This window comes from Companilactobacillus tucceti DSM 20183 (genome assembly GCF_001434665.1).
GTDB lineage: Bacteria > Bacillota > Bacilli > Lactobacillales > Lactobacillaceae > Companilactobacillus > Companilactobacillus tucceti.
This window is the reverse complement of record NZ_AZDG01000001.1, coordinates 138110-154997: the sequence shown is the minus strand read 5'-3', so window position 1 is coordinate 154997 and position 16888 is coordinate 138110. Positions and strand designations below refer to the sequence as shown.

The 16888-nt window shown below is 33.9% G+C and carries 14 protein-coding genes; all 14 read right to left on the bottom strand.

The window, feature by feature from the left end; translation table 11 throughout:
- Window positions 1-10: 10 nt before the first annotated feature.
- The 14 genes from FC72_RS00780 to FC72_RS00715 all read right to left on the bottom strand — a co-directional run bounded on the left by FC72_RS00780 (window position 11) and on the right by FC72_RS00715 (window position 16781).
- Window positions 11-577: a sugar O-acetyltransferase gene (locus tag FC72_RS00780; RefSeq protein ID WP_057763766.1), complete on the bottom strand. Its 567-nt coding sequence runs from the start codon at window positions 575-577 to the stop codon at window positions 11-13.
- A gap of 40 nt (window positions 578-617) precedes the next feature.
- Complete coding sequence (locus FC72_RS00775) at window positions 618-1955, bottom strand: dihydrolipoyl dehydrogenase family protein (protein ID WP_057763764.1); 1338 nt, start codon at window positions 1953-1955, stop codon at window positions 618-620.
- A gap of 78 nt (window positions 1956-2033) precedes the next feature.
- Window positions 2034-3875: a translation elongation factor 4 gene (gene lepA / locus FC72_RS00770; protein WP_057763762.1), complete on the bottom strand. Its 1842-nt coding sequence runs from the start codon at window positions 3873-3875 to the stop codon at window positions 2034-2036.
- Between the two features lie 100 nt (window positions 3876-3975).
- Window positions 3976-5013, bottom strand: coding sequence for a hypothetical protein (locus tag FC72_RS00765; protein WP_057763760.1), 1038 nt, complete (start codon window positions 5011-5013; stop codon window positions 3976-3978).
- Window positions 5014-5101: 88 nt separating this feature from the next.
- Window positions 5102-6229: a molecular chaperone DnaJ gene (dnaJ, locus tag FC72_RS00760; protein ID WP_057763759.1), complete on the bottom strand. Its 1128-nt coding sequence runs from the start codon at window positions 6227-6229 to the stop codon at window positions 5102-5104.
- Between the two features lie 127 nt (window positions 6230-6356).
- Entirely contained in the window at window positions 6357-8222 is a 1866-nt protein-coding gene (gene dnaK / locus FC72_RS00755) for a molecular chaperone DnaK (protein WP_057763757.1), read from the bottom strand.
- 29 nt (window positions 8223-8251) lie between these two features.
- A complete protein-coding gene (gene grpE, locus FC72_RS00750) occupies window positions 8252-8830 on the bottom strand; it encodes a nucleotide exchange factor GrpE (protein WP_057763755.1) in 579 nt (192 codons plus the stop codon).
- Window positions 8831-8846: 16 nt separating this feature from the next.
- Complete coding sequence (hrcA, locus tag FC72_RS00745; protein ID WP_057763753.1) at window positions 8847-9893, bottom strand: heat-inducible transcriptional repressor HrcA; 1047 nt, start codon at window positions 9891-9893, stop codon at window positions 8847-8849.
- Between the two features lie 161 nt (window positions 9894-10054).
- Complete coding sequence (ribF, locus tag FC72_RS00740) at window positions 10055-10993, bottom strand: riboflavin biosynthesis protein RibF (RefSeq protein WP_057763933.1); 939 nt, start codon at window positions 10991-10993, stop codon at window positions 10055-10057.
- Window positions 10994-11005: 12 nt separating this feature from the next.
- Window positions 11006-11914, bottom strand: coding sequence for a tRNA pseudouridine(55) synthase TruB (gene truB, locus FC72_RS00735; protein WP_057763751.1), 909 nt, complete (start codon window positions 11912-11914; stop codon window positions 11006-11008).
- Between the two features lie 98 nt (window positions 11915-12012).
- The gene (locus FC72_RS00730; protein ID WP_235805118.1) at window positions 12013-13740 is read right to left on the bottom strand and encodes an LTA synthase family protein; all 1728 of its coding nucleotides are present in this window, start codon (window positions 13738-13740) and stop codon (window positions 12013-12015) included.
- A gap of 582 nt (window positions 13741-14322) precedes the next feature.
- The gene (locus FC72_RS00725) at window positions 14323-15306 is read right to left on the bottom strand and encodes a DUF5692 family protein (protein WP_057763750.1); all 984 of its coding nucleotides are present in this window, start codon (window positions 15304-15306) and stop codon (window positions 14323-14325) included.
- A 100-nt stretch (window positions 15307-15406) separates the two neighbouring features.
- The gene (locus FC72_RS00720) at window positions 15407-15946 is read right to left on the bottom strand and encodes a TetR/AcrR family transcriptional regulator (protein ID WP_057763744.1); all 540 of its coding nucleotides are present in this window, start codon (window positions 15944-15946) and stop codon (window positions 15407-15409) included.
- Window positions 15947-15992: 46 nt separating this feature from the next.
- On the bottom strand, window positions 15993-16781 hold the full coding sequence (locus tag FC72_RS00715; RefSeq protein WP_057763743.1) for a DNA/RNA non-specific endonuclease: 789 nt from the start codon (window positions 16779-16781) through the stop codon (window positions 15993-15995).
- Window positions 16782-16888: the final 107 nt, after the last annotated feature.

Sequence of the window (16888 nt, the reverse complement as noted above, 5' to 3'; positions counted from 1 at the left end):
TTTCATATATTTAGTCCTTAGGCATATTTTTACGTAATACTTTAGCAGGACTTCCAGCAATAATTACATTGTCCCCAAACGATTTAGTGACCGTGGAGTTGGCACCAACAATAACATTATTTCCTAACGTTACTCCAGGTAGAATAACTGCATTAGCTCCTATCCAGACGTTATCTCCAATCGTTACAGGTTTACCTAAACCAATGAAATTAGCCCTTTCAACTGGATCATAAGGATGATATGCAGCATATATTTGAGCATGCGGAGCCATTAAACAATGATCTCCAATCGTTACTGGAGCAATATCCAAAATCACATTGTCGTAATTACACAAAAAATTATCCCCGACATGAATATTATATCCAAAATCACATCTAAAATTGGGCTGTATATAGGGGCTCTTACCGACCGATCCAAATAACTGACGAATAACTCTATCCTTCTCAGAAACAGCAGCATCATCTAAATTATTTAGGATCTTACATAGCCTTCTAGCTCTAGTCTCATCAGCAGCCAATTCTGAGTCCATAATTTGATATGGTTCACCAGCTAAAAACTTTTCCTTTTCTGTTTTCATTTATCTGCCTCCAGAATCTAATGAATATTATACTCTTTGATTAAAGTAAATATTGAAGATCACTAGCAGGCGTTGGATATGCAAAAATTGTATTTACTATTTCGTCATGTTTCATTTTTTTATTGATAGCAATTGTTAAGTAATTAATAACCTCATCAGCCTCATTACTCATAATAGTTGCACCAACAATCTGATTGTTTTTATCAAACACTACTTTCGCCTTAGCAATTGGCTCATTTGTACGATAATAGGTGAACCATTTTGTTAGATCTTGATCTACTACCTTATATTCATCATTGTCCTTCGCATCTATCGTATTGATCCCGACTTTAGCTAACTCTGGACTACCATAGACCAATGTCGGAATTGCAGGATAAATAATCTTATCACTGTTATCTTTATTCAAAACACTAGCCACATAGCGAGCCTCAAACCCAGCAATTGGTGTCAGCTTAGGTTCTTTTTTGTCCAAAACATCCCCAATTGCATAAACTCTTGTATTAGTAGTTTGTAAATGATCGTTAACTTGAATACCTTTATTTGTATACTTGATACCAGACTTTTCTAAATCCAATTTATCCGTATTTGGTATACGACCAGTTGCACCAACGATCAAATCACTTTCCAACTTAAATCCCTCGGCATTCAGAGTGAAACCGTCATTAGATTTAACAATAGACGTTGTATCAATATTGAAGTGAAATTTAACTCCACGATTTTCTAGTTGTTTTACTAATTCATCAACATAGGATTTATCAAACTCTTTTAATGGACGGTCATTATGATGAACAATATGCACTTGTGCACCTGTTGAACTAGCAATTGTTGCTAATTCAAAGGCAATATAACCAGCTCCAATGAAGGTTATTTTCTTAGGCATCTTTTTTAAATTCATAAAATCTGTACTAGTTAATAGATACTCTTTACCAGGAATATTTAATTGACTAGGACGTTGACCTGTAGCAATCACAAAATTATCAGCTTGGAAAGTTTCATTATTAACTTCAATTTGGTTTTCGGCAATAAAATGAGGCTCACCATCAATTGCGGTAATTCCTGCACTGACTGCTCCATTACGACTACCACCAGGAATCTTACTTGTATATGTTTCTTTGAATGCCTCTATTTCACTCCAATTAACAAAAGGCACATCAGAGAACCCTTTATTTTTCAGTTGTGCAATGTGATCACGTGCTTGAACACCACTCAATAGCATTTTCTTAGGATCACATCCTCTATTAGGACAAGTGCCACCCCATTGATAATTTTCAACGATTGCAACTTTTTTACCAGCGCTATTTAATGCATATCCTTCTGCTAATCCAGCAGGCCCAGCACCGATAACAATGACATCAAATTTGTTTTCAGATTTTACCATCAATTTACCTCCCAAATAAAAAAACACTTATAACATTTCTATTATAAGTGTTTAAATCTTATTTAATTATTATTTTGCTTAGTCGTCACTCTTACCTTTGTTAAGATTTAGAACTGACATGAAAGCCTCTTGAGGAATTGAAACTTTTCCAACTTCCTTCATACGTTTCTTACCAGCTTTTTGCTTGTTCAACAATTTATCCCGACGAGTACGGTCACCACCATAAAGCTTAGCAGTAACATCCTTTCGATATGCTTTAACCGTCGCACGAGCAACGATCTTGTTACCAATAGCTGCTTGAACAGGAATTTCAAACATTTGTCTAGGAATTACTTCTTTCAAACGTGAAACAATATCACGTCCACGTTGATAAGCAAAATCACGATGGACAATGAAACTCAATGCATCAACAATTTCACCATTAAGTAGAATATCCATCTTAACTAAATCACTAGCCTCATATGCATCAACATCATAATCAAGTGATGCATAACCTTTAGTATTTGATTTTAAATCATCAAAGAAATCAAAAATGATTTCTAACAGTGGCAATTTGTAAATTACATTAACTCTGTATTTGTCCAAATAATCCATTGTAACGAACTGTCCACGCTTACGCTGGCAAAGTTCCATAACTGGACCAACATAGTCCTCAGGAACCATTATTTCAGCTCTAACGTATGGTTCACGAACTTCCTTTATCTCTGATGCATCAGGCAACTCGGCAGGATTATCAACAACAATTTCTTCACCACTAGTAGTTGTTACATGATAATCAACTGATGGCGACGTGATTATCAAATCAAGATCAAATTCTCTTTCTAATCGTTCTTGCACAACATCCATGTGAAGTAAGCCTAAGAACCCAACACGAAAACCAAAACCTAAAGCTTGGGATGTTTCAGGCTCATACTCTAAGGCGGCATCGTTAAGCTTTAATTTTTCCAAGGCTTCATGTAGATCTTCATATCTAGCATTATCAACTGGATACATACCAGCATAAACCATTGGTGTACTCTTACGATAACCAGTCAAAGGTTCTTCTGTAGGATTGTTGGCCAAAGTTACAGTATCACCCACTTGAGTTTCTACAACTGATTTAATGCTGGCCGTTATATAGCCAACATCCCCAGCCATTAAATAATCACGAGAGACCGCTTTTGGTGACATAACACCAACTTCAGTAACTTCAAAGGTCTTCTTATTACTCATTAGTTCAATTGTATCGCCCACTTTAACGATTCCTTCACGTACACGGACGTTTAAAACCACACCGCGATAACTATCATAAACTGAATCAAATATTAAAGCTTTCAGAGGTTTATCAATATCCCCCTCTGGAGCAGGAATATCAGTAACAATCCTTTCAAGCAACTCATCAATACCTAAACCAGTTTTGGCACTAGTCATAACGGCATTCTCGGCATCAATACCAATCATTTCTTCAATTTCTTCTTGAACTTTTTCTGGTTGTGCAGATGGTAAATCTACCTTATTGATAACTGGAACTATTTCCAAATCATTATCAATAGCCAAATATGAATTAGCCAAAGTTTGAGCTTCAACACCTTGTGCAGCATCAACGACTAATAATGCACCTTCACAAGCAGCCAAAGAACGTGAAACTTCATAGGAGAAATCCACGTGTCCTGGTGTATCTATCAAATGGAAAATATAGTCTTTCCCATCTTTAGCGCGGTACTCTAATTCAACCGCATTTAATTTAATTGTAATTCCACGTTCACGTTCAAGATCCATGTCATCTAGAATTTGGGCTTTCATTTCACGTTTTGAAACTGTTTTAGTCTTTTCTAGAATACGATCGGCAATCGTTGATTTACCGTGATCAATATGCGCTACGATAGAAAAATTACGAATTCTTTTTTGTCGTTCTTTTAATTTATCAAGATCTAGATCCATAAATTATTCCCTTCTATCACTTCAGTTATCACTTAAAGTTAATTCTCATCTTATCTATTTTACACTATTTCTACCTATACCACCACGAAACAAGCCATTATTAAATGTCGTCAAAATGAGGATGTGAATTTTCGGACTGGATTATTTTTAACTTAAATATTTTGGCGAAAATTTGCTTATACATGCTAAAGATAAATATCAAAAATATCACAACTGCAATAATTAATACTGTCGAGAAGTAACTATTCAAATTAAAATTCATCATATAAATAGCTGCTTCAGCACTTACACCAACCGAAAAAGATAATAATATTATTCTGGTAATAACATAAATCTTTTGTAAAGACTTAGCTCTGGATGAAACAGAACTTCTTATATTTAAATAATCAGAAGTATTTTGAATAAATGCAGGCAATTGAATAGACCATTTTGACCCACGTAATTGAATTCCATTTTCTGTTGAATGCCAACCAAGTTTAAAAAGAACCCAATAATTTAAATCCGTGACGATTAAAAAGACAGCAGTCATTACAGACGTGGTGAAAAAAGGTGATAATATATTTCCTTTAAAAATCACTTCACTATAAATTAGCATATGAAGCCAAGTTAAAAGCACTGCGATAGTTTGGAATAATAACCACAAAAGCAGAACTCCAAATGAAGATGTAGTCGCTTTATCAATATAAATTTTAGATATATCTTCACCAACGGATTCGTTATTCATGAAATTATTCATTAATTCAATAGACTCTTTTGTTTTTCGACTAGATATTCCAGCAAATGAAATTTGTATCTTTCGACCATTTTTTAAAGAAAATACCATAATTTTAACGTTAGATTTACGCATTAACTCTACATGGAGTATTTCATTCCAAGGTAAAACAACACTATTTTTAAAATAATTAGGAATGACTCTCACTCCATAACTATCGATTACTAAAACTTCCCGCCTAAAGATTTGTAAAATGGCAGTAATTATTGCAAATACACCAAACAAAAAAATTATTAGTGATAATAGATCGTACTCAATTTGACCTGAACTTTCATACATTAATGCTGATATCCAGATTAAGAATCCACCAAATATAATTTCCCATAATATAATGAAAAAACTCCGTTTATATACGTGCTGATTCATTAAAATATCCTCCAAAACATTTTATTATCAATAATAATAACAAAAAAGGGAATCCTAATTATCTAAAATTAAGATTTCCCTTTATATTCTAACCTTTAAATGTATCTTTTAATTTATCAAAGAAGTTACTATCATTTTTTTTAACTTTATCTCCACCTGCTTCAGCAAACTTTTGCAAAGCTTCTTTTTGCTCACTTGAAAGTTTACGAGGTGTGACAATATTAACGGTTACCTTCTCGTCACCAACTTTATCACTATTTAAAATTGGTGCACCTTTTCCACGCAATCTAAATGATGTACCAGTTTGTGTACCACCAGGAACCGTCAATTTAACAGGACCATGAACGGTATTAACTTCAATTTCATCACCTAAAGTTGCTTGTGGGAAGCTGATATTTACTGATGTATAGATTGTACCACCATCACGAGTAAATTCTTTACTTGGTTTTACCCTAAAGACAATGTATAAATCACCATAAGGTCCACCATTTTCACCGGCTTCACCTTGGCCATCTAATCTCATTTGTTGTCCATCTTCTACACCAGCTGGAACAGTAACCTTAAGAGTATGTTTGTTATTAACTTTACCCTTACCATGACATGTTGGGCACTTTTCTTTAATTTCTTTACCAGTACCATTGCAGACATCACAAACAACTCTAGTACGCATACGTCCTAGTGGAGTTGCACGTTCTACTTCAATATGTCCTGAACCGTGACATTTGTGACAAGTCTCTGGTTGAGTACCAGGCTTAGCACCGTTACCACCACAAGTCTTACACTTTTCTTCACGATTGTAGTTAATATTTGTTGATTTACCAAAGACTCCTTCTTCAAAAGAAAGATCCATTCGATATTGTAAGTCTGAACCTTGTCTTGGAGCATTAGGACTCTGTCTAGCAGTACCGCCGCCAAAGAATTGGCTAAAGATATCGTCAAAGCCACCGAACTGATCTCCAGCTCCGCCGCCAAAACCACCAAATCCTTGTCCGCCATTCATACCTGCTGATCCATATTGATCATATTGGGCACGCTTTTGAGGGTCCTTAAGAGTTTCATATGCTTCATTTATTTCTTTAAACTTTTCTTCAGCATCAGGTGCTTTATTAATATCAGGATGATATTTTTTTGAAAGTTTACGAAATGCCTTTTTTATTTCATCTTCAGAAGCGCTTTTGTCAACGCCTAAAACATCATATGGATCTCTATTTGCCATTAAAAATCACCTTTATGACGGGACAGCCGTCCCATTTTATCTTTATTAAGCTCAAAAGAGCAGTACATTTTTATACTATACCATTAACAGTCTAGTAATTAAAATCGCTGCTCTTTATCACAAAAAACTATTTTTTATCTTTATCTGGGTCTACTTCTTCAAAATCACCGTCAACTGTCTTACCATCATCTTTGTTGTCAGTGCCAGTTGTACCTTGAGCACCAGCACCTGTAGCATCACCAGCGGCCTTTTGTTGATCTTGAGCTTGTTGATATAGTTTTACAGATAAGTCTTGAACGATCTTATTCAAATCGTCACGTTTCTTCTTCATATCTTCAAGATCACCAGAGTCTTGAGCTTTCTTCAAAGCATCACGAGCATCTTCTGCTTTCTTGACTTCATCATCAGAAACTTTACCCTTAATATCCTTAAGAGTCTTATCAGTAGCAAACAATGTTTGTTCAACATCATTCTTAACGTCTACTTCTTCTTTACGTTTGTTATCTTCGTCTTCGTGTTCCTTAGCTTCTTTCATCATCTTATCAATTTCTTCATCACTTAGACCTGATGAACTCTTGATAGTGATCTTTTGTTCCTTGTTAGTACCAAGGTCTTTAGCCGAAACGTTAACGATACCGTTCTTATCAATATCGAATTTAACTTCGATCTGAGGTACACCACGAGGTGCAGCAGGAATATCTGTTAATTGGAAACGACCTAAGGTCTTGTTATCAGCAGCCATTGGACGTTCACCTTGAAGAACATGAATATCAACAGCACTTTGATTGTCTGCAGCAGTTGAGAATGTTTGTGATTTACTTGTTGGGATAGTTGTATTTCTATCGATCAACTTAGTAAATACTCCACCCATTGTTTCAATACCTAATGACAATGGTGTAACATCAAGCAAAACAACATCCTTAACATCACCAGAGATAACACCACCTTGAATAGCAGCACCTAAAGCAACGGCTTCATCAGGGTTGATTGAGTGATCTGGTTCTTTGTTTGTCCAGTTCTTAACGGCTTCTTGAACAGCAGGAATACGTGTTGAACCACCATTTAAGATAACTTTATCAAGATCTGCAGCACTAAGGTTAGCATCTTGCAAAGCCTTATCAACTGGGATTCTTGTTCTTTCAACTAATTCTGATGTTAATTCATCAAACTTAGCACGTGTTAATGTTTCTTCCAAGTGAAGTGGACCATTATCACCAGATGAAATAAATGGCAAACTAATAGATGTTTGGCTAACACCTGATAGATCCTTCTTAGCCTTTTCAGCGGCATCCTTCAATCTTTGAAGAGCCATCTTATCTTGTGACAAGTCAACGCCGTTCTTATTCTTAAATTGTTCAACTAGCCAGTCGATGATCTTTTGGTCAAAGTCATCACCACCAAGATGTGTATCACCATTTGTTGAAAGTACTTCAAAGACACCGTCACCTAATTCAAGGATCGAAACATCAAATGTACCACCACCAAGGTCATAAACAAGAATCTTTTCATCACCCTTGTCATTATCAAGACCATAAGCAAGTGCTGAAGCTGTTGGTTCGTTAACAATACGTTGAACATTTAAACCAGCAATTTTACCAGCATCTTTAGTAGCTTGTCTTTGTGAATCGTTAAAGTATGCAGGAACTGTGATAACAGCATCTGTAACTTCTTCACCAAGATATTCTTCTGAGAACTTCTTGATATGTTGCAAGATCATAGCTGAAATTTCTTGTGGTGTGTATGACTTACCAGCAACAGTTACTTTGTAACCTGCTTCACCGATATGTCTCTTGATTGATGAAACTGTATCAGGGTTAGTGATTGCTTGTCTCTTTGCAACTTCACCAACTTGAATTTCACCATCTTTGAAGGCAACAACAGAAGGAGTAGTTCTTGCACCTTCTTTATTAGCAATAATCTTTGGTGAGCCACCTTCAAGTACCGCAACAGCTGAGTTTGTAGTACCTAAATCAATACCAATAACTTTTGACATAAATTAAAACCTCTTTTTAAAATTTTATATTACTGAGCAACAACGACCATTGCGGGACGCAATACACGGTCTTCTAATTTATAACCCTTTTGTAAAACCTGAACGATAGTATCTTTAGGATGATCATCATCAGCCGGAACAGTTTGAACTGCTTGGCTATCTGTCGGATCAAATTTATCGCCAACACCATCGATAACAGTTACCTTATTATCTTTTAAGGCTTTTACCATATGTTGTTGGACCATTTCGATACCCTTCTTCAATTGCTTGCCGGCATCGTCGTCGACTTCAACTGTCAAAGCACGTTCTAGATTATCTAAAACTGGAAGTATTTCAGTTGCCAATTTTTGACCATCATACTTAAGAATTCCTGAAACTTCTTTTTTATGACGATTATTCATATTTTGAATTTCGGCTTGGCTTCTAAGAAATTTATCTTCCAGCTCTTCATTCTTAGCTTTTAGATCTTTTAAAGCTGCATCTTTTGAATCAACTTTTTCTTTTTGACTTTCCTTTGAAGAATCTTTTTTAGCTGAAGTATCTTTAGCTTGTTCTTCTGGTTTTTGAGGATCGTCTACATTCTTCTTTGTTTCATCTTTATCTGCCATTACTTCCTCCTAAGTATCAAGAATCATCATACCGTGAATAATAATCAATCAATCTCTTAGCTAACTCCTGACGGAATTCTCCTAACAATCCGATCAATTGTGAATAATGCATCGTAGTTGGACCTAATAGAGCAATAACACCTTTTCCGTGATGACCAACATCGTAATTAGCAGTAATAATACTGTAATTCTTAAATGCATCTGAACCTAATTCACTACCTAGACGAACACGAATGCCGTCATCAGCAATATCAGGATCAAGTAACTTCTTTAAATCATTACTTTCATTAATAATTGAGAAAAGCGATTGTACTTCTGAAAGATCTTCATTATTCGCATAATTCAATAAATTAAGTTGGCCGTCAACAAAATACTTTTCTGAACCTGCTTTTTTAAATAATTGATCGATCATATCGATCAAACCATCATTTGAGTACATATATTCAGATAAAATTGCAGGTACATCATTATGTAGCATTTGAATGACCCTAGGTAATGGTTGCCCAACTAATTTATCATTAACAACTCTAACGATTTTTTCAATTAATTCTGTATCAAATTCTTCATTTATCGTATAAATATTACTTTCAACATTATTATCGCTCGTAACAATGATTGCCATTATTTGACGATCATTAAGTGGCACAATTCTAAATCCTGTTAATAAAAGTGCATTACTTTCAGGACCTAATGTAATTGCCGTATAACTAGTTAAATGAGAAAGAATCTTAGCTGACTGTTCAATAATGTCATCTATTTGATGATAAGTTTTACCAAAATCTTCATCGATTCTTTGAGCAATATTTTGAGGTACTGACATAGGTCGAACCAAATGATCAAGATAATAACGATATCCCATTGCAGATGGAATACGACCGGAAGAAAGATGAGTTTTTTCAAGATAACCTATCTCTTCCAACGTTGCCATTTCATTTCTGATTGTTGCCGAACTGACATGAAAAGTCAACGCATTCATCAATGTCTTTGAACCAACCGGCTGGCCGGTATCTGTAAAAATGCGCACGACCTCTTTCAAGATAGCATCTTGACGTTCCGATAACATTATACCGTCCTCCTTTTAGCACTAATCAACTATGAGTGCTAACAATGTAAAATATAACAATCTCTCCCTTTAGTGTCAAGTGTTGAACTCTAGAAACTAAAAAGAATTTACAGAAAATGAAATCAGAAAAATAGAGCTAGAACTTTTAAGGTCCTATCTCTTTATTTATGTTCCCGAAAATATTTTAATGAATTATCTTTATCCAAATGTAGTTGTTGAACTAAGCCGTCTGCGCCGTCAAACTTAACTTCCCCTCGAAGATAATGAAGCCATTCAACTCTGACTGGTTGATCATAGATATCTTCATCAAAATCAAAAATATTAGCTTCTATAGTAACGCCTGTATCTTCTTTAAAGGTAACGTTATACCCTACAGAGGTCATTGCTGGATACCACTTTCCGTTAACTTCTACACGAGTGACATAGACACCAATTGAAGGCTTTACTTGATCAGGTGTTGTAAGAATATTAGCCGTCGGATAACCAAGTGTTCTACCTCTTTGCAGGCCATGTATCACTACACCTTGATTTTGATAACTATATCCTAAAACCTTATTAGCTAAATCTACTTGATTATTAGCAATCAATTCCTTAATAGAACTGGAACCAATCTTTTTACCATCGTACATTTGTTCAGGAATTGTAACTACCTCAAAACGTCCCTTAGCATATTTAGGTAGGTTTTCCATATTAGCAATGTCTCGCTTGCCATAAGTATAATCGAAACCTGCAACAACGTATTTAGCCCTCATTTGAACCATATATTGATCAACAAACTCTTGTGGTAATAATTTAGAAAATAACTTACTAAATTCCATCACATATAAATAATCAACACCTAATTTAGCAACTAATTCAGCCTTTCTCGAAACAGTTGAAAGATACTGATAGTTTTTTTCATGTTGGTAAACTTCTCTAGGAGAGCGATCAAAAGTAAGTAAGACAGATTTTAATCCCTTTTCTTTAGCTAAATTTACACCCTTATTGATGACCTTTTGATGACCTTCATGTACACCATCAAAGTATCCCATTATTAAAACTGTATCCTCATTAGGAAATTGATCAGATTGCAGTGGATGCTTTACATTTAAAATCTTCATAATCAATCTTTTCTACTCATTGTTTAGTAACATTGTATCGGGCTTCCACATCGAATCCTTTGGATCATACTTATAAATCGCCTTAGTAATGTTATTCTTGGTAACTCTGAGATTATTTTTAGTATCATATTGTGAAAGCTCCAAGAAGCCTCCGTGTTGCACATTTATTTCCCATTCCTCATTCGTCAATTCATGAGCCTGCATATCAGACAATACCTCGTCAATGCTTATTAAGAAACTATAGTCATCTTCATTGATCATAGATTCTATGTCTGACAATTTAAATGTATTTTCTAAGTTAAATCCTGCACTCTGAGTTCTTGTTAACTCAGACATATATGAAGGAACGCCCAGCAGTGATCCAAATTCAACTGCCAAAGTTCTTACATATGTTCCTTTAGAACATCTAACATGGAATTTTACCGTTTGTAATCCCTTTTCAGAATCAAATTTCGGTTCCCCCATAAGATAAAAATCATATAAGTGGATTTCTCTTTTTGGACGCTCTACTTCTAGACCAGCACGAGCGTATTCATAAAGTTTTTTACCATTAACTTTCACAGCCGAATACATTGGTGGAATTTGTGTTAAGTCGCCAATCATACTTTTAAAAGTCTCATTCAATTTTTCAGTTTTAAAGGGAGATTCTAATTTGATTTTATCAACAACATCCCCCTCACGGTCTTCTGTTGTTGTTGAAACACCTAGCGTTATTTCACCTTCATACTCTTTGGGTGAACCTGTCAATCGATTAACTAATTTTGTAGACTGACCCACACAAATAGGCAAAACACCATCTACTAATGGATCCAGTGTTCCTGTGTGTCCAATTTTTTTAGTATGTAAAATTTTTCTTAATTTGTATACATAATCGGAACTGGTTAAACCGATTTCTTTATGTAAAGGAATTACACCATTCATGAATTTATCTCCGTACCTATTAATAAACAACTTTATTAATTATAACAAAAAAACTCCCACTGAATTGGAAGTTTTACTTACTGTTATTATTAAAGTACTTATTTGAAACCTTCAATAGAGGATTGATCTAATTCTGGAGCATTACTATCATAAAGATTCGTACTGGAATTATCACCATTTTGTGAATAAAGACTGGTTGAACTATTTCCCAAATTATCACGAGTCTTGAGCAGTCTATCCAATTGAGTTTGATAATTATACTTTTTATCATTTGGATCAACTGGGGTGAATCCTATCGGAGTATAAAATCTCAGCAAATTTTGATTATTGATCTTATCAGAGATTTTCAAACGTTGATCTACTTGCTTTCCCCACTCATTTACATCACTAGATAGTCCAGAATTCTCAGATAAATCTATCTTACTACCATCACTATTAGAATAAACATCATAAATAGCCTTCCCCTTTTTTATGGCAGTATATTCTGGTGTAACAAAACTACCATCCCTAAAAGGTACGATTTGACTATGTTCTGAAGATAATAAATCTTGCCCTAATTGAAGGTATTTTTTTGAATTAATTCCGGCCAGATGAAGAATCGTCGGTAAAACATCTATCTCTCCACCATAGGTATCTTTAACACCGCCCTTTAACCCTTTCATATGCATCATGAAAGGTACTCTTTGCAGTTGTGTATTATTAAATTCATTCCATTCAGTATCTGAATACCCTAATAATGGTGCTAAATCTGGATTTTTATCATTGGAAATACCATAGTGATCACCATACAAAACAATCATTGATTTATTATACAGTCCACTTTTCTTTAAATAATCAAAAAACTCTCTTAACGCATTGTCCAAATAATGTGCAGTTAGGAAATAATTATTTATAACATTATTATTTGTATTTGTAGTAATAAATTCATCATTATCTTCAGAAGGAAGATCAAATGGATAATGATTAGTTACAGTAATATATTTTGCATAAAATGGCTGCTGTAACTGTTCCAAATATTTGATGCTCTGTGCAAACATCAACTTGTCTTTTAGCCCAAAACCAATATTACTATTACCTGAAGTAACAAAAGACTTTTGATCAAAAAAGTAATTATAGCCAAAATTAGGATATACCTTATCTCTCGAATAAAAACTAGAGACATTACCATGAAAAACAGCACTAGTGTAGTCTTGTTTTTGACTTAAAATTGCAGGAGCTGCTTGGAATGTGTTGTTAGGACCCAATTGAGGGAAAAATGACCCTTCAGGTAAACCAAATAGTCCCGTCTCTAACATAGTTTCTGCATCACTAGTTTTACCTTGACCTACCTGATGAAAAAAGTTCTTATAGGCTAATGTATTATCATCACTATATAAAGAATTCAAAAATGGCGTTACCTCTTGATCATTAACTTTAAAGTTAATTAAAAACTGCTGAAAACTTTCAAGATGAATAATTATTATGTTTTTCTTTTTTGCTACACCAAAATATTTAGCATTAGGTTTTGCATAATACTCTTGCTGGTATTCTAAAGGCACATCAATACTATTGGACCTTGTATTTTTTCTAACTCTATCTGAATTAACAGTTTTAATTGAATCATAGACAAAAAATGTATTTAATCCTAGATACTTTACGATATATGTCTGATCAAACAAGCGTCCTAATAGTTGTGGACGATTCATCTCAGAAATTGCTAAGTTAAAAGTAAACAACATTAAACCAAAACTTGTCCACGCAACGGCACTTAACTTTCTCCATACGAATAGTTTGCTTTTAGAAAACATTATAAAAATGACAATTGCTACAACCAAAAAATCAGCCAAATATATAAAGTCGTAGTATTTAATAGAGTTAAGAATACTAGGTCCCAGACTTTTAATAGCTTTTAAAGAGCTAAGAATAGTGTTTAAAGAAATAAAATTTGTGAATTCTCTATAGTACAGAACGTTACTATATAAAAAAATAGAATCGATAAAATAAATTGCTGTCATCACGAGACAAGCAACTCTAGTATTACGAAAATAGAGTCCCAAACTCAACAATAAAATAATTGTCGCCAAGGGATTAAATAATAGAATTAAATTTTGTAAAAGCCCATTGGCACCTAAATTGAAATCTAAATAATATGAAAAAATACATTTTATCCAAAAAGCAAAAATCAAAAAAAGCATATATTTAAATATATTGTTTATTTTGGTCAAACTTTTTAATAGCACGTAGTAACACACTCCAATCTGAAATTATAAAAACAGATCAGTTTCTCAAATATTATTATGATTGTAGCATGTATAACAACTCATTAAGTATTTGTTTAGTCATATCAATTATTTATATAATCATATATCGTACGTTAAAGCAGTAAAAAAAGTCATATTGATCAATGTAACAATCAATATGACTTAAGTTTAAATTAACGATGAATCCACAGAATCTGAATCCGTTGAATTCAATTTATCGGAATCTTTTTCTTTATTTAAATTATCTTCTAATACTTTATCATGTGCTTTAGTACCGGCATATACAGAATCTTTTAATGGATTTCTGTGTAACTTGATTACGCGATAGACATGTAATACAAGTACCAAAACATTGGCCAATAAGGCAATTGCACTAACTGTCATCAAAGCAGTACTATTATGAGAACTTTGAACTGCAAATTGAGAATCTGTTACGAATGCTGGAAAACTCATGGTAAACATCATCCAAAATGCCAAAGTTTGTGCACGTGCTTGAAGCCAAGATCCTTTTTTAATAAAGAATGCTGCAAATGTACATGATAATAATAAAGCAGCACCTGCGTAGAATGAATGATCACCTACACAATTATAAACATATGCAAAATTCCAAAGATCATAAGCAATGATCCATGGCCAAATTTGATCAGGCCAGATCATATCCTTTTGCTTATCACGACTGACAATAATACCCATCCAGCCAGTAATAGTAATTATGTTAATGATACCTGCAATACCGTTCATGATATTCCAGGCACCTCCATTCATGAATACTCCATCAACCATACCGTGTAGTCCATATACTTGAAAATCTCTAAATACTGCCTCCATGATATTAACTGAAAGAATAATTGGTGGGAACATCAACATCCACTTGTTATTTTGCAACTTTGGTATAAATCTTAATGCCATAAATCCTAGACATCCCGCTAAGGCTGAATATACTTTGACCCAATGAAACCAAGTTCCGGTACTACTACCAGCACCTGCTGTACGTGGCCAAACAAATATCGTTAAAATGATTGGAACAGCAACAAAAAGTGTCAATCCTACCCACTTATTTGCTCTTGCGGCTTCATTTAATAACATCAATGCAGCAATGACCGCAATCCACATTACCCAATCAATAGCTGTAATGTTTTGAAATAAGAACATTATGATCGCCTCCATTCACATTAAATACTTCTTTATATATATTATCGTAAACGGTTTCACTAGACGTTCATATGGTCAATAATACTCAGTTGACCAAACTTTAAGAATTTCTCTTAATTACAGCTTCTATAGTTCCTCCAAGCATCCTTTCCATACGATCAACAAACTCTTCTTTTGACTCACGCATATCGGTCACCAACCATTGAATGACCTGGCTAGTTAAAGCTCGCCCATAAAAATTACTTATTTCATCACGTAATTTATTACTACACTCAGGTTTTAAATCTACAACAACACCTGAAACCATATCAAATGCTAATCTATATAAAAAGTGTTCAAGAAACGAACGATTAGTTGAATGAAAAGTATTCAAGCAAAACTTACGATTTTCTTCTATATAATTCAATAATGTTTTAAATCCATCATTCCAATTCATCTGACTTTGAAATGAGGCTAATTGTACGACTATTTCTCTAGCATATATCCATTCTAAAATTGATTTAATATCTTCAAAATGATAATAAAAGGTATTCCTAGCAACATTAGATTCACTGGTTAACATATTTATAGTGATCTTATCAACTGATGTACTATCCATTAACTTTTTTAAGGTTTGAGCAAGTATTTCCTTTGTATCCATAGTTGTTTCCCCCACGTTATATAAAGATAGTACCATTGATTATTAACTAATATCTCTTTTGATTGTAACGATAATTTGGTTGTTGATCACCAATTGTAGGAACTCTCCAATTATTGTCAACTTTAGATCTTCCGATTGCGTAATCAAACTTGACCTTATCTTGAACATTCCACAAATAACGATTTATTTTCAAACTACCATCTAACGACGAAGCTTGGACCCAGACACCACGCGCCATTAATTCTTTCCCGTAGAAAATTGGAGTTACTTTATAAATTACTTTTTTATTCTTAACTAAAGCATCTCTAACCTTTTGCTCAACTTGAGTCATTGTTTTTTGATTGCAAAATTCTGTCTGTGTAAATAAATTATAAGGATTATCAATACTTCCTAACTCACCTTGTTTAGGTTGACCCGATTTATTCAAATTAAATGTCATAGTATATGCAATTAGATGACCACGATTTTGAGGAATAACTCGAATGCCATCGATATACTTTGGTTGATTATGCCACCCAGTTGGACGCCAAATTTGTTCAGTTCGCGTATTTGAACGTCCTAAATTATTTTTTGTTAGATATGCTGTTGCCGTTTTTGTACGGTTCAAATCGTCTAATCCACCATATTTAATATGTGGGCGATCAAATTTCTCTTCTTTGATCTCAGTTGGCTTGTCATTATTCAGAATTTTGATTGAATCATCACCTGATTTATAAGTCCATTTACTAATAGCTTTTGATGTTATATGGTCACTCGTGGCCGCATGACTTACAGTGATTGGACCAGTACAAAATAAAAATGGTACCAATAGAAGTAATAAAAGTTTTTTACGCAATTTTTTCTCCAGTTAAAATTAATCTTAGAACAAATTCTACTTGATAAATTTGGAAATAGATATCGCCTCTTTTAAATAAAGTAAGATTTTTATTTTGATAATTAATA

Excerpts from the sequence above, each read along its gene's own strand:
- FC72_RS00780 (WP_057763766.1), bottom strand. The coding sequence starts at position 577 with ATGAAAACAGAAAAGGAAAAGTTTTTAGCTGGTGAACCATATCAAATT.
- FC72_RS00775 (WP_057763764.1), bottom strand. The coding sequence starts at position 1,955 with ATGGTAAAATCTGAAAACAAATTTGATGTCATTGTTATCGGTGCTGGG.
- lepA (WP_057763762.1), bottom strand. The coding sequence starts at position 3,875 with ATGGATCTAGATCTTGATAAATTAAAAGAACGACAAAAAAGAATTCGT.
- FC72_RS00765 (WP_057763760.1), bottom strand. The coding sequence starts at position 5,013 with ATGAATCAGCACGTATATAAACGGAGTTTTTTCATTATATTATGGGAA.
- dnaJ (WP_057763759.1), bottom strand. The coding sequence starts at position 6,229 with ATGGCAAATAGAGATCCATATGATGTTTTAGGCGTTGACAAAAGCGCT.
- dnaK (WP_057763757.1), bottom strand. The coding sequence starts at position 8,222 with ATGTCAAAAGTTATTGGTATTGATTTAGGTACTACAAACTCAGCTGTT.
- grpE (WP_057763755.1), bottom strand. The coding sequence starts at position 8,830 with ATGGCAGATAAAGATGAAACAAAGAAGAATGTAGACGATCCTCAAAAA.
- hrcA (WP_057763753.1), bottom strand. The coding sequence starts at position 9,893 with ATGTTATCGGAACGTCAAGATGCTATCTTGAAAGAGGTCGTGCGCATT.
- ribF (WP_057763933.1), bottom strand. The coding sequence starts at position 10,993 with ATGAAGATTTTAAATGTAAAGCATCCACTGCAATCTGATCAATTTCCT.
- truB (WP_057763751.1), bottom strand. The coding sequence starts at position 11,914 with ATGAATGGTGTAATTCCTTTACATAAAGAAATCGGTTTAACCAGTTCC.
- FC72_RS00725 (WP_057763750.1), bottom strand. The coding sequence starts at position 15,306 with ATGTTCTTATTTCAAAACATTACAGCTATTGATTGGGTAATGTGGATT.
- FC72_RS00720 (WP_057763744.1), bottom strand. The coding sequence starts at position 15,946 with ATGGATACAAAGGAAATACTTGCTCAAACCTTAAAAAAGTTAATGGAT.